Genomic DNA, 24,857 nt, shown 5'->3' with positions numbered 1-24,857 from the left:
ATGTAATATGCCGATGATAATAGACCTTGCCCCACTTTGAAACCGGTCTGGCGGCGTTTTTGTTGTTCTGTATGACCCTGAGATCCCGAAAAAGTTTATGCCGCCAGCAGTTCTTTCGCGTTCGCGAGCGTGTTACGCGTGACTTCGCTGCCGCCGAGCAGGCGTGCCAGCTCCTGCAGACGCGCACGTTTATCCAGCGGCTTCATGTGCGTTTCGGTCATTTCGCCGTCGGTTTCTTTGCTGACAATAAAGTGATGATGACCGCAGCCCGCGACCTGTGGCAGGTGGGTGACACACATCACCTGCGTGGATTCGCCGAGCTGGCGCAGCAGTTTACCCACCACCGCCGCCGTCGGGCCGCTGATGCCGACATCCACTTCATCGAAAATCAGCGCCGGGGTGTCCATTTTACGCGCGGTGATCACCTGAATCGCCAGCGCAATACGCGACAGTTCACCGCCTGAGGCCACTTTGGAGATCGCCTGCAGCGGCTGCCCCGGGTTGGTGGTGACGCGGAATTCGATGCGATCCGCACCTTCCGCCGTCAGGTGGTTCTCTTCAAAGCGAACGTCAATGGTGAAGACGCCGTGCGGCATCGCCAGCGTGTGCATGCTGTCGGTAATGTGCTGGCTTAACTCCTGAGCATAGTGCTGACGAATTTCATGCAGCTTTTGCGCTGTCGCCAGCGCCTGTTCATGGTGCAGGCTCACCGCCAGAGAGAGGGTCTCCTGCGAGTCAGCCTGATCGTCAAGCTGCTGTTGCTCGTCCAGCAGAGACTGATAGTAGCCCGGCAGCTCTTCCGGCGTAACGTGGTGCTTGCGTGCCAGCGAGATCTGACGGGAGATACGCTGCTCCAGCTCAAAAAGACGGTTCGGGTCGAGATCCAGACGCTCACAGTAGTGGCGAAGTTCGTCACCGGCTTCAGAGATCTGAATGGCCGCCTCTTCCAGCATATCCAGGACGCCAGACAGTTTGCTGTCCATGCCGACCAGTTCGGTAAGCAGCTGACGGACGTTATACAGCTGGCTCTGAAGGTTAACGTCTTCGCCATCCGCCAGCAGGTTGAGCGCATTCTGGCTGGTTGAGAGCAAGTGACCGCTGTTCGCCAGGCGCTTGTACTCTTCGTCGATTTGCTCAAACTCACCCGGCTGCGGGTTGAATTCGTTCAGCTCTTTGAGCTGGTATTCCAGCAGCTCCGCACGGGCGGCGCGCTCCTGGCTTTGCTGCTGGTGTTGAGCGAGCTCGCGGCAGCTCTGATGCCACTGGCGATAGTGCTCTGCCATAAGCTGAGTAAGCGCGTACTCACCCGCATAACCATCCAGCAGCGCTTTCTGCTGTTCGGGTTTAACGAGTTGCTGATGCGCGTGCTGACCGTGGATCTGGATAAGCAACTGGCCGAGTTCACGGAGCTGGGAGAGCGGGACCGCCGTGCCGTTGATAAAGCCGCGTGAGCGACCGTCGCTGCTAATAACGCGGCGAAGTAAACACTCACGTCCATCTTCAAGCTGGTTCTGTTCCAGCCAGCGCTGGGCGGCAGGGGTGTCTTTCAGGGAGAAACGGGCGCACAGGTCGGCACGGTTTGCGCCCATGCGCACCATGTCGCCCTCAGCGCGGCCGCCAAGGCACAAGCCGAGGGCATCAATGGCAATGGATTTACCCGCACCGGTTTCCCCGGTGATCGCCGTCATGCCGCTGTGGAAATCGATCTCAAGCTCACGAACAATGGCAAAGTTGCTGATGGTCAGTTGTGCCAGCATAATTGTTTTCCTGTATGAAAAACCATAACTGTGTTTTCATACAGTATAAACTGGTTTTTTATACAGTAAAGTACTGGATGCAAAATCAGAACAATTTTTTTGACCAGCCAAGCTTCGAGCTTAATGTGTTGAAATAGCTGTAATCTTTTGGATGTATTAAATTCAGGTGGTAATCACACCGGCGAATAAGCACATCTTCACCTTCCTGGATAGGCAGCGCTATCTGGCTGTCGCAGCTGATCTCCAGGTCGTTACGGCGGTGCGAGAAGCGCAGACGGATCGTGCTGTCGCCGTTGATCACCAGCGGGCGGGCGGAGAGCGTGTGCGGGAACATCGGTACCAGGGTAATGGCATCCAATGAGGGCGTCAGGATCGGGCCGCCGGCAGAAAGCGAGTAGGCGGTTGAGCCGGTCGGGGTGGAGATAATCAGCCCGTCAGAACGCTGGGAGAAGGCAAAGATCTCGTCGATATAGACTTCGAACTCGATCATGTGCGCCACTTTGCCAGGGTGAAGGACAACCTCGTTAATGGCGGTGCTGATGCGTTTCTGGCAGTCCTGCTGGCACACCTGCGCTTCCAGTAAAAAGCGTTTTTCACTGATATAGTGGCCTTCCAGCACGTCGGCCAGCTGCTGCTGCGCATTGTCCGGGTCGAGGTCGGTTAAAAAACCGAGATTGCCACGGTTGATACCGATGACCTTAATGTCATAACGCGCCAGCGTGCGGGCTGCGCCGAGCATGTTGCCGTCGCCGCCCACCACCACGGCGAGATCGGCCTGCTGGCCAATCTCTGCCAGCGTGCCGGTTTTGACGCTCTTCAGCTGCAGTTCCTGGGCAATCTGCTGCTCGACCATCACTTCATAGCCTTTGCTACACAACCAGCGATACAACATTTCATGTGTCGTTAGTGCGGTAGGGTGACGCGGATGCCCGACGATCCCAATACACCTGAAATGATTATTCATTTTCTGGAGGTCCTTGTGCCTGATGAATGATGACAATCTGTCTTGTTCCCTTGAATCCCGGAAACTGATCCCCATAATAAGCGAAGTTAGCGAGATGAATGCAGAAAAACGCGGAGAAATTCATGAGTAGTAAAGAACAGAAAACGCCTGAGGGGCAAGCCCCTGAAGAAATTATCACGGAACAGCACGATGAAGTTGAGGCTGTAGAGCCAGACGCATCTGCTGAGCAGGTGGACCCGCGCGATGAAAAAATTGCGAATCTGGAAGCCCAGCTGGTAGAAGCACAGAATCGCGAACGCGACAGTGTTCTGCGCATCAAGGCGGAAATGGAAAACCTGCGTCGTCGTACCGAGCAGGACGTTGAGAAGGCGCACAAGTTCGCGCTGGAGAAATTCGTCAACGAACTGCTGCCGGTGATCGATAGCCTCGATCGTGCGCTGGAAGTGGCTGACAAAGCGAATCCGGACAACGCGGCGATGATCGAAGGTATCGAACTGACGCTGAAATCCATGCTCGACGTGGTGCGTAAGTTTGGCGTGGAAGTGATTGCCGATACCGACGTTCCGCTGGATCCAAACGTTCATCAGGCGATTGCGATGGTTGAATCTGAAGAGATTGAAGCCGGTAAAGTGCTGGGCGTGATGCAGAAAGGTTACACCCTGAACGGCCGTACCATCCGCGCTGCGATGGTGACCGTGGCGAAAGCGAAAGCGTAATTCGCTATCCGTAGTGCCGGGTAGCGACGTTCGCCTTACCCGGCCTACAACCTTACTCCGCGATACTTTCGCGCAGGGGTTTAACGGGCAGGACTTTCACCTGCTTGATCATATTGTCCTGCACGTCCAGGATATCAATATCGTACTGCTCAATGCGCACCCGCGTGCCCGCGGCCGGGATCTCTTCCAGCGCTTCCAGAATCATTCCGTTAATGGTGCGAGCCTCATCCTCCGGCAAATGCCAGTTAAAGGCTTTGTTGAGTTCACGAATGTTTGCGCTACCGTCAATCAGCACCGAGCCGTCGTTTTGCGGGGTGACCTCTTCCGCGAGGGAAGGCGACATTGAGGTGGTAAAGTCCCCGACAATCTCTTCCAGAATATCTTCGACCGTCACCAGCCCCTGGATATCGCCGTACTCATTGACCACCAGGCCGACTTTCTTCTTGTTGCGCTGGAATTTCACCAGCTGCGTGCTGAGCGGCGTTCCTTCCGGCACGTAGTAAATCTCGTCGGCGGCGCGCAGCATCACCTCTTTGGTGAACTCTTTTTTCTCGGTCATCAGACGGTAGGCTTCGCGCACGCGCAGCATGCTGATGGCGTCATCCAGCGAGTCGCGGTACAGCACAATGCGCCCGTGCGGGGAGTGCGTCAGCTGGCGAACGATGGCTTTCCAGTCGTCATTGATGTCGATACCGACGATTTCGTTACGCGGCACCATGATGTCGTTCACGCTCACCTTTTCCAGATCGAGCACCGACAGGAGCATGTCCTGATTACGTCGGGAGATCTGCGAGCGGGATTCGTTCACGATGGTGCGAAGCTCCTCTTTGCTGAGCGCGCTGCTGATGGTGACGTCGGCTTTGATTCCCACCATCCGCATCAGAACGCGCGTCACCATGTTCAGCAGCCAGACCAGCGGCATCATCAGGATCTGCAGCGGTGCCAGCAGGAAGCTGCTCGGGTAGGCGACCTTCTCCGGGTAAAGCGCGGCGATGGTTTTCGGCAGCACTTCGGCAAACACCAGCACCACGAACGTCAGCACGCCGGTGGCAATCGCCACCCCGGCGTTGCCGTACAGGCGCATCCCGACGATGGTGCCGAGGGCAGAGGCCAGAATGTTGACGAGGTTGTTGCCGATGAGCACCAGGCTAATCAGGCGATCCGGCTTGCGGAGCAGTTTTTCAACGCGACGGGCGGCGCGGTTACCCTGTTTAGCACGATGACGTAACCGGTAGCGGTTCAGGGTCATCATGCCGGTTTCCGAGCCGGAGAAATAGGCGGAGATGACCACCATGACGATCAGGATAACGATCAGCGTGGTGGTTGAGATGTGTTCCAGGGGGAACTCCTTTGTTTCTTAGCCAGCAAATTGCTGTATGAAGCGGCTGCCAAAATAGGCAAGGGTGAGAATGCCCGCACCCGCGACGTTGAACCAGACCACGCGACGACCGCGCCAGCCTTCATGATAATGGCCCCATAACAGGACAATATAGACAAACCACGCGATGATGGAGAGCACCGCTTTATCGATATTCTCCACGCTGAACAGGTTCTTCATGTAAAACAGCCCGGTGCAGAGCGTGAGCGTCAGCAGCACCACGCCCACCTGGGTGATGTGGAACATCTTACGCTCAATCACCATCAGCGGCGGCATTTCATGGTTAAACGCCAGTTTTTTGTTTTTCAGCTGGTAGTCAATCCAGGCGAGCTGCATGGCATAAAGCGCGGCGATGATCAGCGTCGCGTAGGCAAAGAGCGACAGGCCGATATGCACCAGCATCCCCGGTGTCGCCTCCAGATGCGTAATGAACTCATTAGGCATAAAGGTGGCGAGGGCCAGATTGATCAGCGCGAAGGTGTAGACAATCGGCAGCAGCAGCCAGCCGCGATTTTTAGACGCGACGATGGTCATTACCGTACAGATCATCAGGCTGACCAGCGAGCCGACGTTCAGCACGCTCAGGTTTTGCACGCTGCCGTCGCCGGGGATAATGCGTGATTCCAGCGCAAAGGCGTGGCTAATCAGTGCGATCACCGCCGAAAGAATAGCCATGCGCCGCCAGCCGCTGTTTTTTTGCAGCAGTCCGGGAATAATCAGCGCGAGGCTGACAGAGTAGGCAACAAGGGCGATCAGTGCGAAAACAGGCATATAGGCATCGACAGTTGTCTTAATAAGAAAGAGAAGCAGTATAACGTTACGTGACGCCTGCTCCAACCGTTGCATAACAACAAAGGCGCCTTCATGTTATACTCCGGCAAAATTCTGTGTATGTGTCGCTCATGGCGGCCCAACGTTTCTACTCAGGCGAGAGACAATGTTTGATAATTTAACCGATCGTTTGTCGCGCACGCTGCGCAACATCAGCGGCCGCGGACGCCTTACTGAAGACAACATCAAGGAAACGCTGCGCGAAGTGCGCATGGCGCTGCTGGAAGCAGACGTCGCGTTGCCGGTTGTTCGTGATTTTATCAACCGCGTGAAAGAGAAGGCGGTTGGTCATGAAGTTAACAAGAGCCTGACCCCGGGTCAGGAGTTCGTCAAAATCGTTCGTAATGAACTGGTTTCGGCGATGGGCGAAGAGAACCAGGTGCTTAACCTGGCCGCTCAGCCACCGGCCGTGGTGCTGATGGCGGGCCTGCAGGGTGCGGGTAAAACCACCAGCGTCGGTAAGCTGGGTAAGTTCCTGCGCGAAAAGCACAAGAAGAAAGTGCTGGTGGTCTCTGCGGACGTCTATCGCCCGGCGGCGATCAAGCAGCTGGAGACCCTGGCAGAGCAGGTCGGCGTGGATTTCTTCCCGTCCGACGTGGCGCAGAAGCCTGTCGACATCGTTAACGCCGCGCTGAAAGAGGCGAAGCTGAAATTCTACGACGTGCTGCTGGTGGATACCGCCGGTCGTCTGCACGTTGACGAAGCGATGATGGACGAGATCAAGCAGGTGCATGCCTCTATCAACCCGGTAGAGACCCTGTTTGTCGTCGACGCCATGACCGGTCAGGATGCGGCGAATACCGCGAAAGCGTTTAACGAAGCGCTGCCGTTAACCGGCGTGGTGCTGACTAAAGTGGACGGTGACGCCCGCGGCGGTGCGGCCCTCTCGATTCGTCACATCACCGGTAAGCCGATCAAATTCCTCGGCGTGGGCGAAAAAACCGAAGCGCTGGAGCCGTTCCACCCGGATCGTATTGCCTCTCGTATTCTCGGCATGGGCGACGTGCTGTCGCTGATCGAAGATATCGAGAGCAAGGTTGACCGCGCGCAGGCCGAGAAGCTGGCCAGCAAGCTGAAAAAAGGCGACGGTTTCGATCTCACCGACTTCCTTGAGCAGCTGCGTCAGATGAAAAACATGGGCGGCATGGCCAGCCTGATGGGCAAACTGCCGGGCATGGGCCAGATCCCTGACAACGTGAAAGCGCAGATGGATGACAAGGTGCTGGTGCGTATGGAGGCGATCATCAACTCGATGACGCTGAAAGAGCGCGCTAACCCCGACATCATCAAAGGTTCCCGTAAACGCCGTATCGCAGCCGGTTGCGGCATGCAGGTGCAGGACGTTAACCGCCTTCTGAAACAGTTCGACGACATGCAGCGCATGATGAAGAAAATGAAGAAAGGCGGCATGGCGAAGATGATGCGCGGCATGAAAGGGATGATGCCTCCCGGTTTTCCTGGGCGTTAATCGCTTTTGAGATTGCTTTTTGCCCGAAAATGAGTAAAATTTTCGGGCTTTTAATATGACACCCGGGCTCCGTTCCTCGATGGGGCCCGGTTGTTTTATTCACACAAGAGGATGTTATGGTAACTATTCGTTTAGCACGTCACGGCGCTAAAAAGCGTCCGTTCTACCAGGTTGTTGTGACTGACAGCCGTAATGCACGCAACGGTCGCTTCATCGAGCGCGTTGGTTTCTTCAACCCACTGGCCGCTGGCGCAGAAGAAGAAACTCGTCTGGATCTGGATCGTATCGCTCACTGGGTTGGCCAGGGCGCTACTGTTTCCGATCGCGTTGCTACGCTGATCAAAGCAGCAAACAAAGCAGCTTAATCTGTCACGGTGGTCATGATGAGCAATAAAGCACCTGTTGAACCGATCGTATTGGGAAAAATGGGTTCTTGCTACGGTATCCGTGGTTGGCTCAGAGTGTTTTCCTCCACTGAAGACGCTGATAGCATTTTTAATTACCAGCCCTGGTTTATCCAGAAAGGCGGTAAGTGGGAAGAGGTCGAGCTGGAAAGCTGGCGTCACCACAATCAGGACATCATCATCAAGCTGAAAGGCGTTGACGATCGTGATGCCGCGAATGCGCTGACTAATTGTGAAATTGTCGTGGATTCGTCGCAGTTGCCACAGCTGGAAGAGGGTGACTACTACTGGAAAGACCTTATGGGTTGCCAGGTAGTCACGACTGAAGGCTACAGCCTGGGGAAAGTCATCGATATGATGGAAACCGGGTCAAATGACGTTCTCGTCATTAAGGCAAACCTGAAAGATGCATTTGGCATCAAGGAGCGGTTGGTCCCGTTCCTCGATGGACAGGTTATCAAGAAAGTCGATCTCACTACTCAAACCATTGAAGTAGATTGGGATCCTGGTTTTTAAATTCTCCGGATAAACGGTAAAAGACGGCGCTATGTGGATTGGCATAATTAGCCTGTTTCCTGAAATGTTCCGCGCGATTACCGATTACGGGGTAACTGGCCGGGCAGTAAAGAATGGCCTGCTGAGCATCCAGAGCTGGAGTCCTCGTGACTTTACTCATGACCGGCACCGTACCGTGGACGATCGTCCTTACGGCGGCGGACCGGGGATGCTAATGATGGTGCAACCCTTACGGGACGCCATTCACACAGCAAAAGCCGCGGCAGGTGAAGGCGCAAAGGTGATTTATCTGTCACCTCAGGGACGCAAGCTTGATCAAGCGGGCGTGAGCGAACTGGCGACGAATCAAAAGCTGATTCTGGTCTGTGGTCGCTACGAAGGGATAGATGAGCGCGTAATTCAAACCGAGATTGACGAAGAATGGTCTATCGGCGATTACGTTCTCAGCGGTGGTGAGTTACCCGCAATGACGCTGATTGACTCTGTCGCCCGGTTCATTCCGGGAGTACTGGGCCATGAAGCTTCGGCAACGGAAGATTCCTTTGCCGATGGGTTGCTGGACTGTCCACACTATACCCGTCCTGAAGTGTTAGAAGGGATGGAGGTCCCGGCAGTGTTACTGTCAGGAAACCATGCCGAGATACGTCGCTGGCGTTTGAAGCAGTCGCTGGGCCGAACCTGGCTTAGAAGACCTGAACTTCTGGAAAACCTGGCTCTGACTGAAGAGCAAGCAAAGTTGCTGGCCGAGTTCAAAACTGAACACGCGCAACAGCAGCATGAACATGATGGGAATGCGTAATACGCTCCCGAATATCAGTTTACCCAGGATAAGAGATTAAATTATGAGCAACATTATTAAGCAACTTGAACAAGAGCAGATGAAGCAGGACGTACCTTCCTTCCGTCCAGGTGACACCGTGGAAGTGAAAGTATGGGTTGTTGAAGGTTCCAAAAAACGTCTGCAGGCATTCGAGGGCGTGGTTATCGCTATTCGTAACCGCGGTCTGCACTCTGCATTCACTGTTCGTAAAATTTCCAACGGCGAAGGCGTTGAGCGTGTCTTCCAGACTCACTCTCCGGTAGTTGACAGCATTGCTGTTAAACGTCGTGGTGCTGTACGTAAAGCTAAACTGTACTACCTGCGTGAGCGTACTGGTAAGTCTGCTCGTATTAAAGAGCGTCTGAACTAAGATTCGCTTAAGCGACATCCTGTTAGAAAGGGCTGGCCGAAAGGCCGGCCCTTTTTTTATTCCATCGCACCTCTGGCGTTAACCCTTTCGTCATAAATCATTTACAATGCTTGCCTCTTGAATGGAGGGGAAGTGGATAACGTACTGCATCAGCATAGTTGGAAACGCGCAGCGGCATTGACCGCGCTGTTTGCGATCCTGCTGATCGTGGTAGCACCCCTTATCTCCGTCTCATTGCAGAAAGATCCCATGAGCGCCATGCCGGGCATGCATCATGACATGAGCATGATGTCGATGGACGAGCATCACGGCGATATGCCACACACGATGCCCGTCGACCATGCGGAAGCGTGCGGCTACTGCGTGCTGTTAGCGCATGTCCCTGGCGTGATGCTGGCGCTCATCGTCCTGCTCAGCGTGGTGCTGCAGAGGCTTCGCGTTAAGCCGCCGCGTCAGGCGGTCAAGCACTGGCACTTTTTCCCCTGGCTTTACCCTGATACCCGCGCGCCGCCGCGGCAGTCTGCTTTTTCACTTTAAAAAATATCGATAACTTTTTGCCTTAAAAAGGAAAAGTATGACTACCTGCACCTCGCGCGCGGCATGGGGAAACCTGCTGCGTCGCCTTCATTTCTACGTTGGGCTGTTTGTCGGCCCGTTTATCTTCTTCGCCGCGCTAACCGGGACGCTGTATGTGGCGACCCCACAGCTGGAAAACGCACTCTACCGGCACGCGCTCCACGCGGATTCTATGGGCGAGCCACAGCCTCTGGCGGAACAAATCGCCGTGGCGAAAAAAACCGTTGGATCAGATTTACGTTTGCACGCCGTTCGTCCGGGGCTGGTTGAGGGCGAAACCACCCGCGTGATGTTCGCTGACCCGAAACTTGGGCCATCGGAGAACCGGGCTATCTTTATCGATCCGGTAAGCCTGACGGTGCTGGGAGATCTGACGGTATACGGCACCAGCGGGATTTTACCCCTGCGTCAGACCATTGATTACCTGCATACGTCCCTGATGCTGGGCGACATTGGGCGCCTTTACAGCGAGCTTGCGGCCTCGTGGATGTGGGTCGCCGCGCTGGGCGGTATTGCCCTGTGGTGTTATACCCGGCCCAAACGGCGGATCAATAATCGCTTCCAGAACCGGCGTCGGGTGCATGTGACGCTGGGCTGGAGCCTGCTGGGTGGAATGCTGCTGTTCTCCGCAACCGGCCTGACCTGGTCCCAGTGGGCTGGCGGGAACGTGGATAAGCTGCGGGCAGAGATGAACTGGCTCACCCCGCAGGTGAACACGACGCTATCCGGCCAACATGAGGTCGTGGATGAACATGCCGAACACCGCGGTCATCACGGTGGAATGGTGATGCCGGAAATGGCGATGGATTTGACGCTGTTTGATGGGGTATTAAGCGCGGCGCGTAACGCGGGTATTGATGCCGGCAAGCTGGAGATCCGCCCGGCGAAAACGAGGGGTCGCGCCTGGACCGTGACGGAAATCGATCGCAGCTGGCCGACCCAGGTGGACGCCGTGGCGGTTGATCCTCATACGATGCAGGTTCTGGACAGAACCCGATTCGAGGATTTTCCGCTAATGGCAAAACTGACCCGCTGGGGCGTGGATTTCCATATGGGGATCTTATTCGGCCTCGCAAATCAGCTGCTGCTGGTTGCGTTCGGCCTCGCCCTTTGCGTGCTCATTATCTGGGGATACCGGATGTGGTGGATGCGTCGTCCGGCGCAATCGGCTGTGAGTCCGGTACAGACGCTTTGCCAGAGCTGGCTTGCCTTGTCAGTGTGGGGAAGAGGCGTTACGGTGTTAATCAGCGTACTGTTGGGGCTGGCCCTGCCGGTCATGGGCGTGAGTCTGGCGCTGTTTGTTCTGGTGGACTGGCTGCGCTGGCGAGCGGCAACCAGGGTGACGCTCGCCGAATCCTCCGCTAAATAGCCTTATGGCGTGCTGATCACCACTGCGACGCGGCGGTTTTCAGCGCGCCCTTGTGAGGTACTGTTGCTCGCAACCGGATATTTTTGACCTAATCCCCGCGTGGTGAGATTGCTGCGCGGGATATTTGCCCCCTTCGCCCAGGCATCGGCCACGGCGTTGGCGCGTTTTAACGAGAGCGCTTCGTTGTAGCTCTCTTTCCCGTAGTTATCCGTGTGACCGTCCATTCGCGCGTGGGTCAGGCCGGTTTCCGCCAGGCGAGAGGCCATGGACTGGATCTGCGTTTCACTCTCCGATCGCAGCCTGGCGTCATTTTTATCAAACAGGATGGTGTCCGACATCCCAAGCGACCAGTCACCGTTCAGTTCGTTAAAACCGTAAGACTTCATCGCCGCAATTTGCTCAGGAGTGAATTTGCCTTCCGGCGGCGACTGGCAGCCTGCCAGAACCAGTGAGGCCAGGACTAAGGGCGCGAAGTAACGTTTTAACATAGTGTATCCTTTCTAACTTATTGTTTTCGTACGCTGGTTTTTAACCTGGTACATGTTGCGGTCAGCCCTCTCCAGTAATGCTTCCACGGAAGTATTTTCCCACGCCAGAGCAAAGCCAATGCTGAGTGACATCGATGCTTTTTGTCCGTTATGAAGATCAAACGGACGGATAAACTGCTGCGAAAGCGCAGCACAAATATGTTGAACCTCAAGCTCAGAGTGCACGCCGTACAGCACCATGGCAAATTCGTCACCGCCAAGACGGTAGGACTGATGACGTTTGTCGCCAAACTCCATCATCCTGCTGGCGACTTCGATCAGCACGCAGTCTCCTGCCGCGTGTCCCCAGGTGTCGTTAATAAACTTAAAATTATCACCGTCGAGGAAGAGCAGGGCCGAGTTTGTTCTGGCTGAAGGGTCATTCATTAATGCCGCAATGCTGTTACGAAACGCCGCGCGGTTGGCAAGACCGGTAAGCGGGTCGTGCATGGCGGTCCGCAACAGCTGGGCATTTTTCGCCTGAAGCTTCAGCTGCCACTCTTCCATTTCATCCAGAAGACTATTGAAGTCTTCGCCAAATTGGTGAAATTCTTCGATACGGCCGTCTTTCACCCGGCGGGAGAAATTTCGGTTCGTGCGCACGTCATGAACGACGTCGGTAATGTTCTGCAGGGCCGTGACCATTCCACGATGCAAAGACTGGGTAATGACGAGCGCGACCACGGCGGCAAAGAGAATGCAGCCGGTCAGTACGGCAAACGACGTCCAGATGAAATGGCTGATCAGACTGTCACGCGCGGTAAGGCGGATTTCGCCGATCGTTAAGCCGTTATGCATGATGGGCTGCGCAACCGGTACGGGGAAAAGCCAGCGGCTGACCAGCGCGCCCAGCGTGTCGTTGTTATCTTCCGGGTTCCAGGACCAGTAGGCGAACCGCTTTTTATGCGCATTAATCACCTCCGCCGCGGCAAACTGCCCCTGTTTGCCCAGGGCGGCAAGCGTTTCGTTGGCCGCCAGCGAGTCGTTGAAAACCAGCGAGGCTTCCAGGCTGTGGCTCATCGTGGCCCCGGTTAATTCAAGGTTCTTTTGCGCGTATTGTTTTAACGTCACAACGGAAGCAAAACAGAGCAACAGCCATATTAACGTCATCGTGATAATGACGCTTATCATGCTGTTTCGCCTCAACGTTCTTTTAAACGTCGGACGTGGCGTTGATGTGAAATCTTTATCGATGCTGCTTATTCCGTGCCAGCATTAATACATCCGGATTGACTCTTACGCCACTGCGCGTCAATGCATCCAGGTTGACGGAGAACCGGACCTGGCCGCGATCGATCATCAGGCAAAAGGCACTGCCAATTACACATTCCGGATTTTGCTCTGAGATTAATAGCAATGCTCTGCCCTGATATTGGCTTATTAATTCAAGTTGTTTTGCCGGTGATTCAGACCCGAAATAAATCGCATCGCACGTCGCGGCCAGGGCTTCCCGATCGTTATGTACAATAGCGGGAGTATAGGGTAACTCGTTGTGCCCTTCGTCGCCGCTAAGCGCGTGCGTATAGTGAGAAGTGGCATAGATGCAGAGTTTAGGCTGCCCGGATAGTGACGGCCATCGCGTATAGCTCACAATGCCTGAGACTATCGAGTGTACCGATTTATCCGTTTCCGTGAGCGTGCCTGCCGTCGCTGGGCCCACCATAATGAACAGCATTAACACCAGAGTGAGTCGGAAAAAAGAGATCAAGAATAAATTTCTCACCAGAATCCGCCACATCGCTCTGGAAATAGATGTCCTTAAGAGTTGCGGGCAGAATACCATTGTTTATCAGAGCCGTCATTATGTCAGAAATAGCCTCAGGTCAACCTAAGCTAAATCCTACTGTTGTTTATTTTCCGGTGATTAAAAACAGACTTAATTGAGTCTGCTGGAGCGCATACTTTCATCCATCCCTTTTTGCCATGACGCACGCAGTTTTGCCGCGTTTTCAGCAGTATCGCAACTGGCAGGGAAAGATTTGCCCGCTAATCCCCAGGCGTGAATAAACCCTTCTTCGCAGACTCTCTTCTGACCATCGGCATAGCCGCGAAGATATTCACTACGATCCACGTGGGTGTCGTTAAAACTATCGGCCAGGGTCTGGTTATCTTTAACCGGCAGGCCATTCATGGCGTCTTCTTTACCGGCATCAAACCAGGATGGACTGGTCCAGTCGGGCTGGAAGGTATAAGGATTGATCTGGCAGCCCGTTAAAAACAGCGACAACAGCGTGAGAGCAATTGAACGCATAGCCATTCTCCTTTTTACTTCAGCATAGCCTGGCTTAAGAAAGTATACCTGTAATTTAAACTTTACGTTTTTGACGGCTGATTTTTGCAATAAATTGGCTACTGTAAAGTAATGTGTACGTATTTTGGATTGAAATGTTTACTTTTTATGGTATCGTGGTTTCACCTCATTGAGGAAAACAACTATCGCAAACGAGCTTTACAGGATCGCCATCATGCAAAAAGACGCGCTGAACAACGTACATATCACTGACGAACAGGTTTTAATTACTCCGGATCAGCTGAAAGCAGAATTTCCGCTGAGCGTCGCGCAGGAGGCTCAGATTGAGCACTCGCGCCAGACCATTTCTGACATCATCGCCGGCCGCGATCCGCGCCTGCTGGTGGTGTGTGGTCCTTGCTCTATTCACGATCCTGAAGCCGCCATTGAGTACGCTCGTCGATTTAAAGCATTAGCGGAGGAGGTCAGCGATAGCCTCTACCTGGTGATGCGCGTCTATTTTGAGAAGCCACGTACTACCGTTGGCTGGAAAGGGTTGATTAACGATCCGCACATGGATGGCTCGTTTGATGTGGAAGCAGGCCTGAAGATTGCGCGTCGCCTGCTGGTGGAGCTGGTCAGCATGGGGCTGCCGCTGGCAACCGAAGCGCTGGATCCGAACAGCCCGCAATACCTTGGCGATCTGTTCAGCTGGTCCGCGATTGGCGCGCGTACCACGGAATCGCAAACCCACCGCGAGATGGCGTCTGGCCTGTCGATGCCGGTTGGTTTTAAAAACGGTACCGATGGCAGCCTGGCGACGGCGATCAACGCCATGCGCGCGGCCGCCATGCCGCACCGTTTCGTCGGTATCAACCAGGCGGGCCAGGTCTGCCTCCTGCAAACGCAGGGTAACCCGGACGGGCACGTGATCCTGCGCGGCGGGAAAGCCCCGAACTACAGTCCGGCGGACGTGGCGCAGTGTGAAAAAGAGATGGAGCAGGCGGGACTGCGCCCGGCACTGATGGTAGATTGCAGTCATGGTAATTCGAATAAAGATTACCGTCGTCAGCCTGCGGTTGCGGAATCCGTGGTCGCCCAGATCAAAGATGGCAACCGTTCGATTATCGGTCTGATGATTGAGAGCAATATTCATGAAGGCAATCAATCATCTGAACAACCGCGCAGCGCCATGAAGCACGGCGTCTCCGTGACGGATGCCTGCATCAGCTGGGAAACCACCGATGCACTGCTGCGTGAGATCCATAAAGATTTAAGCGGCCAGCTGGCGACGCGTCTGGCTTAAGAGGGTAGTTATGGTTGCTGAATTGACCGCACTGCGCGATCAAATTGATGAAGTGGATAAGGCGCTGCTGGATCTGCTGGCGCGCCGCATGGCGCTGGTTGCCGAAGTCGGTGAGGTGAAAAGCAAATACGGCCTGCCGATTTACGTCCCGGAGCGCGAAGCCTCAATGCTGGCCTCCCGTCGCAAAGAGGCGCAGGCGCTGGGCGTTTCGCCGGACTTGATTGAAGACGTCCTGCGTCGCGTGATGCGGGAATCCTATTCCAGCGAAAACGACAAGGGGTTCAAAACCCTTTGCCCGACCCTGCGGCCGGTGGTGATTGTCGGCGGGGCAGGACAGATGGGGCGTCTGTTTGAAAAAATGCTGACGCTTTCTGGCTATCAGGTGCGCATTCTGGAAAAAGAGGACTGGGCGCAGGCGCCGGAGCTCATGAAAGATGCCGGGATGGTTATCGTCAGCGTGCCGATCCACGTGACGGAGCAGATCGTCGGGAAGCTTCCTCCTTTACCGAAAGACTGTATCCTGGTGGATCTGGCCTCCGTCAAAAATGGTCCGCTGCAGGCAATGCTGGCTGCGCATACCGGGCCGGTGCTGGGTCTGCACCCGATGTTTGGTCCGGACAGCGGCAGCCTGGCTAAGCAGGTGGTGGTTTACTGCGACGGTCGTCAGCCGGAAGCCTATCAGTGGTTCCTGGAACAAATTCAGGTATGGGGCGCGCGACTGCACCGCATCAGCGCGGTTGAGCACGACCAGAACATGGCGTTCATTCAGGCGCTGCGCCACTTTGCGACGTTTGCCTACGGCCTGCATCTGGCGGAAGAGAACGTGCAGCTTGAACAGCTGCTGGCGCTCTCTTCACCTATCTATCGTCTGGAGCTGGCGATGGTTGGACGTCTGTTCGCGCAGGATCCGCAGCTGTACGCGGACATCATTATGTCTTCCGAAAACAACCTGGCTCTGATCAAGCGCTACTATCAGCGCTTTGGAGAAGCCATTACGCTGCTTGAGCACGGAGACAAGCAGGCGTTTATCGATAGCTTCCGCAAGGTCGAGCACTGGTTTGGCGATTATGCGCAGCGTTTCCAGAATGAGAGCCGGACGTTGTTGCGCCAGGCAAATGACAGTCGCCAGTAATGCGATGATGTATATACTGAAAGCCAGCAATGCTGGCTTTTTTCATTTTGGGGAACTGTCATGGCTGAACCGCAGCTGCTGTTGAATTACACCGGGCATTTGCCTGAATGCCCGACATGGAGCGCCGAAGAGCAGGCGCTCTACTGGGCCGATATTCTGGAAGGCGAGATCCACCGCTACCATCTGCCGACGGCGGAACACACCGTACTCTCTTTCCACGAGGAGGTGGGGTGTTTCGCGCTGCGTGAGCAGGGTGGTTTTATCGTTGCGATGCGAACGGGTATCTGGCTGACCGATAAACACGGCCTGCTGCGCCGCAAGGTGTGTGATAACCCCTCTAACCCGCAGCTGGCGCGTTTTAACGATGGAGGCACCGACCATCTGGGCCGGTTCTATGCGGGCACGTTCTGGGGGCCGGGAGATTACAACGGCGCCCTGCTGATGCGCATCGACAACGACCTGACGCCGAAGGTGATCCAGTGCGATATCCACGGGCATAACGGCCTGGCGTTTAGCCCGGATAAGCAGTGGATGTTTACCTCAGATACGCCAAACGGTGTGATCTACCGTACCCCGCTTGATGAGCAGGGCGAACCGGGTAAGCGAGAGGTGTTTCGTCAGTTTAAAGAGGGCGAGGGGATACCGGACGGCGCGGCGATGGATGTGGAAGGCTGTTACTGGAGCGCGATGTTTGACGGCTGGCGCATCGCGCGTTTTTCACCGCAAGGGGAGCAGCTGGAAGAGTATCGCATGCCGGTGCGTTGCCCGACGATGGTCTGCTTTGGCGGCGATGATATGAAAACGCTTTTTATTACCACCACGCGGGAAAATATGGATGCGGAGGAGGTGGCGAAATATCCGCTCTCCGGCGCCATCTTCACCCTGCCGATGAGCGTGGCAGGGATGAAGAAAAGCCGTTTTATCGAACGTTAGATTGGATCGACCGGGACGACGTTTTCGCTCGGATAGCAGCCCAGCACTTTCATAGAGCGGGTGATTTCGCCCAGCTCGCGCAGGGCTTTCTGCATGGAAGCAGACTCCAGGTTGGCCTGGATATCAAGGTAGAACATCTCTTCCCACGGGTTACCGTGGATTGGGCGCGATTCCAGCCGGGTCATGATCAGATTGTGATTACGCAGCACCAGAAGGGCTTCAACCAGTGCACCGGCCTGTTGGCCGGTGGCCATCAGCAGCGTAGTCTTGGCCGGTACCTGGTCAGACACATTGATTGCCTTGCGGGCCAGCACCACGAAGCGGGTAATATTTTGCGTCTGGTTCGCCAGGTTGCGTTCCAGCACCTGTAAACCATACAGCGCGCCGCCCGCTTCGCTGCCCAGCGCCGCAACGTTGGGGGAGTTCGCCTGGGCGACTTTTTCCATCGCCGCCGAGGTGCTTTCGGTGTACTCAATTTTCCAGTTCGGATAGCGGTTCAGGAACTGGCTGCACTGCTGGAACGGCTGCGGGTGGCTGTAGACCGTTTCGATCGTGTTCAGGTCCGTTGAGCCGGAGACCAGCACGCAGTGATCGATAGGGATCGTCAGCTCGCCGACCAGCGACAGGCTGGTGTGCTGCAGCAAATCGTAGACGTCGTTGATGGCGCCGGAGCTGGTGTTTTCAATCGGCACCACGGCGTAATCCGCCTGGCCGGTCTCGACCTGGTTAAAAATGTCGGCAAACTTCGCGCAGCCGCTTTCAATAAATTCTTCGAAATGGCGAGCGGCATACTGACGTGCGGCCAGGTGAGAATAAGAGCCCTTTGGCCCGAGGAAAGCGATACGCGCAGAGTGCGGATTGGTTTTATTGAGGTGCTGCTGGAGTAGCGCTTGCTGGGTCAGAACGGAGTCTTCGATGATGAGCTGGAACAGCCGGGTAATGTAGTGGGCATCGAGATGATGCGCTTTGCCGAGCTGAATGAGACGTTCCAGCAGATCCCGCTCGCGGTCGATATCACGGACCGGACGATGGGAGTCCAGCTTGGCTTTGCCCACTTCAACGGCGAGGGAGCGGCGTTCGGCCAGCAGCGCCAGCAGTTTCTCATCCAGCGCGCTGATTTTTACGCGCAGATCCAGTAACGGGTTTTCCGGTGTCATAGTGTTGCCTGTCTCATCTTATCGTTATCAATAAAAAAGGCCCCCCGGTGTGGGAGGCCTTGTTGTTCGTCTTCGCATTCTTTATCACACGACGAAACGCCTCCCGTTCAGGGGAAGGTAAAAAAGAATGCGAAGAAGAACGGCGTAAGTTTCATAAAGTCATCCTGTGAGTGATATCGTTAAAGTACCCGTACTGTTTTCACCCTGTCAATAAAAAACAAAAAACGCGCCCGAAGGCGCGTTGGCGGTACACTCAATTTAAAGGATTACTCTTCTTCAACTTCTTCCGCGAAGCTGGCGTCTTTCACCGACGTTGTGGCGCGACGGGCTTCACCTTTGTGTTGCACTTTATTGAGCTGCCGTTCCAGCTTGTTGATCAAATCGTTTATAGCGGTGTACATATCCTCATGTTTTGCGCTGGCGACCAGATGGCCGTTTGGAGTATTGATAGTTGCGTCAGCGATGAAACCCTGCGGCTCCTTGGACAGGATGATATGTGGATTAATCAAATGTGTTTGCCATTTATCCAGTTTGGCGAGACGGTCTGCGACGTGCTGGCGAATTGCCGGAGTAATTTCCATTTGTTTACTGGTAATGTTCATTGTCATAAATTTTACCTCTTGTCTTTCCGTCTTGGTGATTCCAGCATACCCGACCTAATGTCAAAATGTGTGATTTAGATCACGTTATTTTGTCGGTTTTTGTCAGGGAATCTTTTTTGTGAGGCAGGGCAGGAAGAGGTGAGATTTACCTTGTAGAAGGCAAAAATTGAGGACATAGTTGACTGGATGTGTTGAGGCTAACGCGCTTCAGCGACGCTCAGAAACGAATAAAAAAACGGCAGCCTTCGGGCTGCCGTTTTGCATTGAGGCAAAATCAGGTGTTGCTGCTGTTCGCGGCGATGATTTTCGCCACTTTTTCAGCCTGAGCGGTCATCTGCATCTGACGGTAAGCATTTTCCATCAGCTTCAGGCCGTCGCGCGTTGCCTGAGTATCCGGGTAATCACGCAGCATACCTTCTACGCGGTTAACCACGGCAACCCATGCGCCACGGCGGGTATAGTAGTCCGCCACGGAGTATTCATATTTCGCCAGACGATCTTTCAGGAACACCAGACGCTTGGTGGCGTCGGTCACGTACTGGCTGTTTGGATAGCCGCGCACCAGTTTAGAGAAGTCATTGAAGGCGTCACGCGCATGCTGCGGGTCACGGTCGGAACGATCCACTCCGAAGAAGCCCTGCAGCGCACTGTCATCCAGCGCCATGTTGGTGAGCCCGCGCATGTACATCACATAGTCGATGTTAGGATGAGTCGGGTTCAGACGCATGAAACGATCGATGGTTGCCTGAGCCAGCGGTAGATCGGCATTTTTATAGTATGCGTAGATGAGATCTAACTGTACCTGCTGCGAATACGGACCAAATGGATAGCGATTATCCAACGCTTCCAGTTGCGTTATCGCCTGTTTCCAGTTACCGTCCTGCAACTTTTGTTGTGCAGTCGCATAGATTTCATTCGGCGGATTGTCAGGGACCTGTTCATTTGAACCGGAGCAGCCCACCAAAGCCAGGCTCAACGTGGCCGCTGCCACCAGATATTTCATGCGCGTCATGACGTTTTGACTTTCCTCAAATGTTTGTCCGGGAGAAACTCTGTTCCTGCTCCCGATTAAGACCAGCTACAATAGCACACTATATTAAACGGCAAAGCCGTAAAACCCAACGTTAAACGAAGAAGCAGTTTATGGCACAACGAGTAGAACTCACCGCAACAGTCTCCGAAAATCAGCTCGGTCAACGCTTAGATCAGGCTTTGGCCGAATTGTTCCCTGATTATTCGCGTTCACGCATAAAAGAATGGATCCTTGACCAGCGCGTGATGGTAAACGGCAAGATCTGGGACAAACCAAAAGAGAAAGTGTTAGGTGGGGAAGCTGTCGCCATCAATGCTGAAATCGAAGAGGAAATCCGCTTCGAGCCGCAGGATATCCCACTGGACATCGTCTATGAAGATGATGACATTCTGGTGATCAACAAGCCGCGCGACCTGGTTGTTCATCCGGGCGCGGGAAACCCTGACGGTACGGTACTTAACGCACTTCTCCATTACTATCCGCCGATCGCGGATGTTCCGCGCGCGGGCATCGTGCACCGTCTGGATAAAGACACTACCGGTCTGATGGTGGTGGCGAAGACCGTTCCTGCTCAGACCCGTCTGGTGGAGTCGCTGCAGCTGCGCGAAATCACCCGTGAATATGAAGCGGTAGCCATTGGACATATGACTTCTGGCGGGACGGTGGAAGAGCCCATTAGCCGTCACCCGACCAAGCGTACCCATATGTCGGTGCATCCGATGGGTAAACCGGCGGTGACGCATTACCGCATTATGGAGCACTTCCGTATTCATACGCGCCTGCGTCTGCGTCTGGAGACCGGACGTACTCACCAGATCCGCGTGCATATGGCCCACATTACCCATCCGCTGGTGGGGGATCAGGTCTACGGTGGTCGTCCGCGTCCGCCTAAAGGCGCATCGGATGAGTTCATCAGCGTATTGCGTAAATTCGATCGTCAGGCGCTGCACGCGACCATGCTGCGTCTTTATCACCCTATCACCGGTATTCAGATGGAGTGGCATGCGCCTATCCCGCAGGATATGGTGGACCTTATTGACGCCATGCGTGCTGATTTCGAAGAACATAAGGATCAAGTGGACTGGTTATGACCAAACTGATTGTCCCGGAGTGGCCATTGCCTGCCGGCGTGGCTGCCTGCAGTTCAACCCGCACTGGCGGTGTGAGTCAGGGCGCGTGGGCGTCGTTGAACCTCGGCGCACACTGTGGCGATAACCTGGAACACGTGGAAGAGAACCGCAGGCGTCTGTTTGCAGCGGGGAACCTGCCGTCGAAACCGGTCTGGCTGGAACAGGTTCATGGCAAGGCGGTGCTGAAGTTGACGGGAGAGCCCTATGCTTCCAAACGCGCTGATGCCTCTTACAGCAATACGCCGGGAACCGTTTGTGCCGTAATGACCGCCGATTGTCTGCCAGTGCTGTTCTGCAACCGTGCAGGCACCGAGGTGGCTGCAGCGCACGCGGGCTGGCGTGGACTGTGTGAAGGCGTGCTGGAAGAAACCGTCGCCTGCTTTAAGGATGAGCCCGCCAATATTATGGCCTGGCTTGGCCCGGCCATTGGCCCTCGCGCTTTTGAAGTGGGGCCGGAAGTTCGCGAAGCCTTTATGGAAAAAGATCCGCAAGCGGTGGACGCCTTCCTGCCTTCGGGGGATAAATATCTGGCCGATATTTACCAGCTCGCCCGCCAGCGCCTGAACCGCGTCGGCGTGACGCAGATCTTCGGCGGCGATCGCTGCACCTTCACCGAAAAGGGTGATTTTTTCTCTTATCGCCGCGACAAGACGACGGGCCGTATGGCAAGTTTCATTTGGCTGATATAACCTAAAGAATCAAGACGATCCGGCACGTGCCGTTTTCTTTTCACATAATTCAGGTCATTAACCTTGAATAATTGAGGGATGACCTCATTTAATCTCCAGTAGCAAATTTGACCTGTTATGGGAGGAGTTATGCGTCTGGATCGTCTTACTAATAAATTCCAGCTTGCTCTCGCCGATGCCCAGTCCCTCGCACTGGGGCACGACAACCAATTTATCGAACCTCTTCATCTAATGAGCGCCTTGCTGAATCAGGAAGGGGGATCGGTACGTCCTTTATTAACGTCCGCTGGCATTAATGCTGGCCAGTTACGCACCGCTATCGATCAGGCGCTGAGCCGTTTACCGCAGGTCGAAGGGACCGGCGGCGACGTTCAGCCGTCGCAGGATCTGGTGCGTGTCCTGAACCTTTGCGACAAGCTGGCGCAAAAACGTGGGGACAATTTTATTTCGTCAGAGCTGTTTGTTCTGGCGGCGCTTGAATCACGCGGTACCTTGACCGACCTGCTGAAATCCGCCGGTGCGACCACCGCCAATGTGACTCAGGCGATTGAGAACATGCGCGGAGGTGAAAGCGTGAACGATCAGGGAGCCGAAGACCAACGTCAGGCTTTGAAGAAATTTACGGTCGATCTGACCGAGCGTGCTGAACAGGGCAAACTTGACCCGGTGATCGGCCGTGATGAAGAAATCCGCCGTACCATTCAGGTACTGCAACGTCGTACCAAGAACAACCCGGTACTGATAGGTGAACCGGGTGTCGGTAAAACCGCGATTGTTGAAGGGCTGGCGCAGCGTATTGTGAACGGTGAAGTGCCGGAAGGCCTGAAAGGCCGCCGCGTACTGGCGCTGGACATGGGCGCGCTGGTGGCCGGTGCGAAATACCGCGGTGAGTTTGAAGAGCGTCTGAAAGGCGTGCTGAACGATCTGGCGAAACAGGAAGGTAACGTCATCCTGTTTATCGACGAGCTGCACACCATGGTCGGTGCCGGTAAGGCAGACGGCGCAATGGATGCCGGGAACATGCTGAAACCTGCACTGGCGCGCGGTGAACTTCACTGCGTCGGTGCCACCACGCTGGATGAGTACCGTCAGTACATTGAGAAAGATGCTGCGCTGGAACGTCGTTTCCAAAAAGTATTTGTTGCCGAGCCAAGCGTTGAAGATACCATCGCGATCCTGCGTGGTCTGAAAGAGCGTTATGAACTGCACCACCATGTGCAGATCACTGACCCGGCCATCGTTGCGGCGGCGACGCTTTCGCATCGTTATATTGCTGACCGTCAGCTGCCGGATAAAGCCATCGACCTGATTGATGAAGCGGCGTCGAGCATTCGTATGCAGATTGACTCGAAGCCGGAAGAGCTGGACCGACTCGACCGACGCATCATTCAGCTCAAGCTGGAACAGCAGGCGCTGAAGAAAGAGTCTGATGAAGCCAGTAAGAAACGTCTCGATATGCTCAATGAAGAACTGGACGATAAAGAGCGCCAGTATTCTGAGCTGGAAGAAGAGTGGAAAGCCGAGAAAGCCTCCCTTTCTGGTACGCAGACCATCAAAGCTGAACTCGAACAGGCAAAAATTGCCATTGAGCAGGCGCGACGCGTGGGCGACCTGGCGCGAATGTCAGAGCTGCAGTACGGCAAAATTCCTGAGCTGGAAAAACAGCTTGAGATTGCGACGCAGTCAGAAGGAAAAACGATGCGTCTGTTACGTAATAAAGTGACGGATGCCGAGATTGCGGAAGTGCTTGCCCGCTGGACCGGTATTCCGGTGGCGCGCATGCTGGAAGGCGAGCGTGAAAAACTGCTGCGCATGGAGAACGATCTCCACAATCGTGTGATTGGCCAGAACGAAGCGGTTGAAGCGGTTTCGAATGCTATTCGTCGTAGTCGTGCAGGGCTGTCCGATCCGAACCGTCCGATTGGTTCATTCCTGTTCCTGGGGCCGACGGGTGTCGGTAAAACCGAGCTGTGCAAAGCGCTGGCTAACTTTATGTTCGACAGCGACGATGCGATGGTGCGTATCGACATGTCAGAGTTTATGGAGAAACACTCCGTCTCGCGTCTGGTCGGGGCGCCTCCAGGATATGTGGGTTATGAAGAAGGTGGGTACCTGACAGAAGCGGTGCGTCGTCGTCCTTATTCCGTCATCCTGCTGGATGAGGTGGAAAAAGCGCATCCGGATGTGTTCAACATCCTGCTTCAGGTGCTGGACGATGGTCGTCTGACCGACGGGCAGGGGAGAACGGTCGACTTCCGTAATACGGTTGTCATTATGACGTCGAACCTGGGTTCCGATTTGATTCAGGAACGTTTCGGTGAACTGGACTACAGCCACATTAAGGATCTGGTGCTGGGTGTGGTAAGCCATAACTTCCGTCCGGAGTTCATCAACCGTATTGATGAAGTGGTGGTATTCCATCCTCTGGGTGAGAAACACATTGCGTCGATTGCGCAGATCCAGCTGCAGCGTCTGTACAAACGTCTGGAAGAGCGTGGATATGAAATTCACATCTCCGACGATGCGCTGAAACTGCTGAGTAAGAATGGTTACGATCCGGTGTACGGTGCGCGTCCATTGAAACGTGCTATCCAGCAGCAGATCGAAAACCCGCTGGCGCAGCAGATCCTCTCCGGGGAACTGGTTCCTGGTAAAATTATCCGTCTGGAAGCCAACGACGATCGTATTGTGGCAGTGCAGTAAGTCACAAAACGCAAAAACGAGCCGCTTGCGGCTCGTTTTTGTTTAAAAACCAGGCGAAAATTGAGGTCTGGAGTGAGGTTTGCCTGGAAAGTGAGCAGTCAGTAAATAATTTTCACTTTATCCTTGCAGGTTCGGAATTACTCCCTATAATGCGCCTCCACTGACACGGAATAACGGCACACACGCCGCCGGGTCAGCAGAGAATAGCGAAAATAAACGCTTGACTCTGAAGCGGGAAAGCGTAAT

At 54.7% G+C, this 24,857-nt stretch carries 26 protein-coding genes and 1 other annotated feature; of the genes, 14 read left to right on the top strand and 12 right to left on the bottom strand.

Going from position 1 to position 24,857, the window contains the following annotated elements; genetic code table 11:
* Nucleotides 1-95: 95 nt before the first annotated feature.
* On the bottom strand, nucleotides 96-1,757 hold the full coding sequence (gene recN, locus ACVCAM_RS10410; RefSeq protein WP_023325902.1) for a DNA repair protein RecN: 1,662 nt from the start codon (nucleotides 1,755-1,757) through the stop codon (nucleotides 96-98).
* An 85-nt stretch (nucleotides 1,758-1,842) separates the two neighbouring features.
* Nucleotides 1,843-2,721, bottom strand: coding sequence for an NAD(+) kinase (nadK, locus tag ACVCAM_RS10405; RefSeq protein ID WP_008502500.1), 879 nt, complete (start codon nucleotides 2,719-2,721; stop codon nucleotides 1,843-1,845).
* A gap of 122 nt (nucleotides 2,722-2,843) precedes the next feature.
* Between nadK and grpE the strand changes: the two genes are divergently transcribed.
* Complete coding sequence (gene grpE / locus ACVCAM_RS10400; RefSeq protein WP_008502499.1) at nucleotides 2,844-3,437, top strand: nucleotide exchange factor GrpE; 594 nt, start codon at nucleotides 2,844-2,846, stop codon at nucleotides 3,435-3,437.
* A gap of 52 nt (nucleotides 3,438-3,489) precedes the next feature.
* Here the strand turns inward: grpE and ACVCAM_RS10395 are convergent, their stop codons facing one another.
* Both ACVCAM_RS10395 and ACVCAM_RS10390 read right to left on the bottom strand, forming a co-directional pair.
* Entirely contained in the window at nucleotides 3,490-4,776 is a 1,287-nt protein-coding gene (locus tag ACVCAM_RS10395; RefSeq protein WP_025759264.1) for an HlyC/CorC family transporter, read from the bottom strand.
* 18 nt (nucleotides 4,777-4,794) lie between these two features.
* Nucleotides 4,795-5,586 (bottom strand): cytochrome C assembly family protein, encoded by a 792-nt coding sequence (locus ACVCAM_RS10390; protein WP_032623031.1) that lies wholly within the window; start codon nucleotides 5,584-5,586, stop codon nucleotides 4,795-4,797.
* Nucleotides 5,587-5,752: 166 nt separating this feature from the next.
* Between ACVCAM_RS10390 and ffh the strand changes: the two genes are divergently transcribed.
* From ffh to ACVCAM_RS10355, 7 genes are all read left to right on the top strand, one after another.
* Nucleotides 5,753-7,114, top strand: a complete 1,362-nt coding sequence (gene ffh, locus ACVCAM_RS10385) for a signal recognition particle protein (protein WP_008502496.1) — start codon at nucleotides 5,753-5,755, stop codon at nucleotides 7,112-7,114.
* 116 nt (nucleotides 7,115-7,230) lie between these two features.
* Nucleotides 7,231-7,479, top strand: a complete 249-nt coding sequence (gene rpsP / locus ACVCAM_RS10380; RefSeq protein ID WP_003863133.1) for a 30S ribosomal protein S16 — start codon at nucleotides 7,231-7,233, stop codon at nucleotides 7,477-7,479.
* A 15-nt stretch (nucleotides 7,480-7,494) separates the two neighbouring features.
* On the top strand, nucleotides 7,495-8,034 hold the full coding sequence (gene rimM / locus ACVCAM_RS10375; RefSeq protein ID WP_021241995.1) for a ribosome maturation factor RimM: 540 nt from the start codon (nucleotides 7,495-7,497) through the stop codon (nucleotides 8,032-8,034).
* Between the two features lie 31 nt (nucleotides 8,035-8,065).
* Nucleotides 8,066-8,833: a tRNA (guanosine(37)-N1)-methyltransferase TrmD gene (trmD, locus tag ACVCAM_RS10370; RefSeq protein WP_008502493.1), complete on the top strand. Its 768-nt coding sequence runs from the start codon at nucleotides 8,066-8,068 to the stop codon at nucleotides 8,831-8,833.
* A 43-nt stretch (nucleotides 8,834-8,876) separates the two neighbouring features.
* Nucleotides 8,877-9,224, top strand: a complete 348-nt coding sequence (gene rplS, locus ACVCAM_RS10365) for a 50S ribosomal protein L19 (protein ID WP_002914145.1) — start codon at nucleotides 8,877-8,879, stop codon at nucleotides 9,222-9,224.
* A gap of 132 nt (nucleotides 9,225-9,356) precedes the next feature.
* Entirely contained in the window at nucleotides 9,357-9,761 is a 405-nt protein-coding gene (locus tag ACVCAM_RS10360; protein ID WP_008502480.1) for a DUF2946 domain-containing protein, read from the top strand.
* 37 nt (nucleotides 9,762-9,798) lie between these two features.
* Nucleotides 9,799-11,169 (top strand): PepSY-associated TM helix domain-containing protein, encoded by a 1,371-nt coding sequence (locus ACVCAM_RS10355; protein ID WP_407223597.1) that lies wholly within the window; start codon nucleotides 9,799-9,801, stop codon nucleotides 11,167-11,169.
* Nucleotides 11,170-11,171: 2 nt separating this feature from the next.
* Here the strand turns inward: ACVCAM_RS10355 and ACVCAM_RS10350 are convergent, their stop codons facing one another.
* From ACVCAM_RS10350 to ACVCAM_RS10335, 4 genes are all read right to left on the bottom strand, one after another.
* Entirely contained in the window at nucleotides 11,172-11,657 is a 486-nt protein-coding gene (locus ACVCAM_RS10350) for an OmpA family protein (protein ID WP_407223596.1), read from the bottom strand.
* A 12-nt stretch (nucleotides 11,658-11,669) separates the two neighbouring features.
* Entirely contained in the window at nucleotides 11,670-12,890 is a 1,221-nt protein-coding gene (dgcN, locus tag ACVCAM_RS10345; protein ID WP_021241998.1) for a diguanylate cyclase DgcN, read from the bottom strand.
* On the bottom strand, nucleotides 12,883-13,434 hold the full coding sequence (locus tag ACVCAM_RS10340; RefSeq protein ID WP_447093589.1) for a YfiR family protein: 552 nt from the start codon (nucleotides 13,432-13,434) through the stop codon (nucleotides 12,883-12,885). The genes dgcN and ACVCAM_RS10340 overlap by 8 nt, the downstream gene beginning before the upstream one ends.
* 138 nt (nucleotides 13,435-13,572) lie before the next feature.
* Nucleotides 13,573-13,947: a DUF2799 domain-containing protein gene (locus tag ACVCAM_RS10335; RefSeq protein ID WP_008502475.1), complete on the bottom strand. Its 375-nt coding sequence runs from the start codon at nucleotides 13,945-13,947 to the stop codon at nucleotides 13,573-13,575.
* A gap of 214 nt (nucleotides 13,948-14,161) precedes the next feature.
* On the opposite strand from ACVCAM_RS10335, the gene aroF reads away from it, so the two are divergent.
* Genes aroF through ACVCAM_RS10320 form a run of 3 tightly spaced genes read left to right on the top strand, consistent with a single transcriptional unit; the run spans nucleotide 14,162 to nucleotide 17,297 of the window.
* Entirely contained in the window at nucleotides 14,162-15,232 is a 1,071-nt protein-coding gene (gene aroF / locus ACVCAM_RS10330; RefSeq protein WP_023294341.1) for a 3-deoxy-7-phosphoheptulonate synthase AroF, read from the top strand.
* Nucleotides 15,233-15,242: 10 nt separating this feature from the next.
* Nucleotides 15,243-16,364 carry a bifunctional chorismate mutase/prephenate dehydrogenase gene (gene tyrA, locus ACVCAM_RS10325; protein WP_008502473.1) on the top strand — a complete coding sequence of 374 codons (1,122 nt, stop codon included), beginning with the start codon at nucleotides 15,243-15,245 and terminating at the stop codon, nucleotides 16,362-16,364.
* A 60-nt stretch (nucleotides 16,365-16,424) separates the two neighbouring features.
* Nucleotides 16,425-17,297, top strand: coding sequence for an SMP-30/gluconolactonase/LRE family protein (locus ACVCAM_RS10320; protein ID WP_025912342.1), 873 nt, complete (start codon nucleotides 16,425-16,427; stop codon nucleotides 17,295-17,297).
* On the opposite strand, the gene pheA is transcribed toward ACVCAM_RS10320, so the two are convergent.
* The 4 genes from pheA to bamD form a co-directional block, all read right to left on the bottom strand.
* Nucleotides 17,294-18,454 carry a bifunctional chorismate mutase/prephenate dehydratase gene (gene pheA, locus ACVCAM_RS10315; protein ID WP_008502471.1) on the bottom strand — a complete coding sequence of 387 codons (1,161 nt, stop codon included), beginning with the start codon at nucleotides 18,452-18,454 and terminating at the stop codon, nucleotides 17,294-17,296. The two genes, ACVCAM_RS10320 and pheA, sit on opposite strands and share 4 nt — an antisense overlap.
* A gap of 30 nt (nucleotides 18,455-18,484) precedes the next feature.
* Nucleotides 18,485-18,610: a sequence feature (Phe leader region), on the bottom strand.
* Nucleotides 18,562-18,609, bottom strand: a complete 48-nt coding sequence (pheL, locus tag ACVCAM_RS10310; protein ID WP_100249759.1) for a pheA operon leader peptide PheL — start codon at nucleotides 18,607-18,609, stop codon at nucleotides 18,562-18,564. Its footprint overlaps the feature before it by 48 nt.
* A gap of 110 nt (nucleotides 18,611-18,720) precedes the next feature.
* Nucleotides 18,721-19,062, bottom strand: coding sequence for a ribosome-associated translation inhibitor RaiA (raiA, locus tag ACVCAM_RS10305; protein WP_008502470.1), 342 nt, complete (start codon nucleotides 19,060-19,062; stop codon nucleotides 18,721-18,723).
* A gap of 268 nt (nucleotides 19,063-19,330) precedes the next feature.
* Entirely contained in the window at nucleotides 19,331-20,068 is a 738-nt protein-coding gene (gene bamD, locus ACVCAM_RS10300; protein ID WP_008502469.1) for an outer membrane protein assembly factor BamD, read from the bottom strand.
* Between the two features lie 131 nt (nucleotides 20,069-20,199).
* On the opposite strand from bamD, the gene rluD reads away from it, so the two are divergent.
* The 3 genes from rluD (at nucleotide 20,200) to clpB (ending at nucleotide 24,611) form a co-directional block, all read left to right on the top strand.
* The gene (gene rluD, locus ACVCAM_RS10295) at nucleotides 20,200-21,180 is read left to right on the top strand and encodes a 23S rRNA pseudouridine(1911/1915/1917) synthase RluD (RefSeq protein ID WP_008502468.1); all 981 of its coding nucleotides are present in this window, start codon (nucleotides 20,200-20,202) and stop codon (nucleotides 21,178-21,180) included.
* The gene (gene yfiH, locus ACVCAM_RS10290) at nucleotides 21,177-21,908 is read left to right on the top strand and encodes a purine nucleoside phosphorylase YfiH (protein ID WP_023344708.1); all 732 of its coding nucleotides are present in this window, start codon (nucleotides 21,177-21,179) and stop codon (nucleotides 21,906-21,908) included. The genes rluD and yfiH overlap by 4 nt, the downstream gene beginning before the upstream one ends.
* A gap of 129 nt (nucleotides 21,909-22,037) precedes the next feature.
* Complete coding sequence (gene clpB, locus ACVCAM_RS10285; protein WP_025912341.1) at nucleotides 22,038-24,611, top strand: ATP-dependent chaperone ClpB; 2,574 nt, start codon at nucleotides 22,038-22,040, stop codon at nucleotides 24,609-24,611.
* The last annotated feature ends 246 nt before the right edge of the window (nucleotides 24,612-24,857 follow it).

It is taken from the genome of Enterobacter sp. CFEC122, assembly GCF_052983755.1.
Note: the sequence above shows the minus strand (reverse complement) of the source record. Positions and strands in the feature narration are given on the sequence as shown.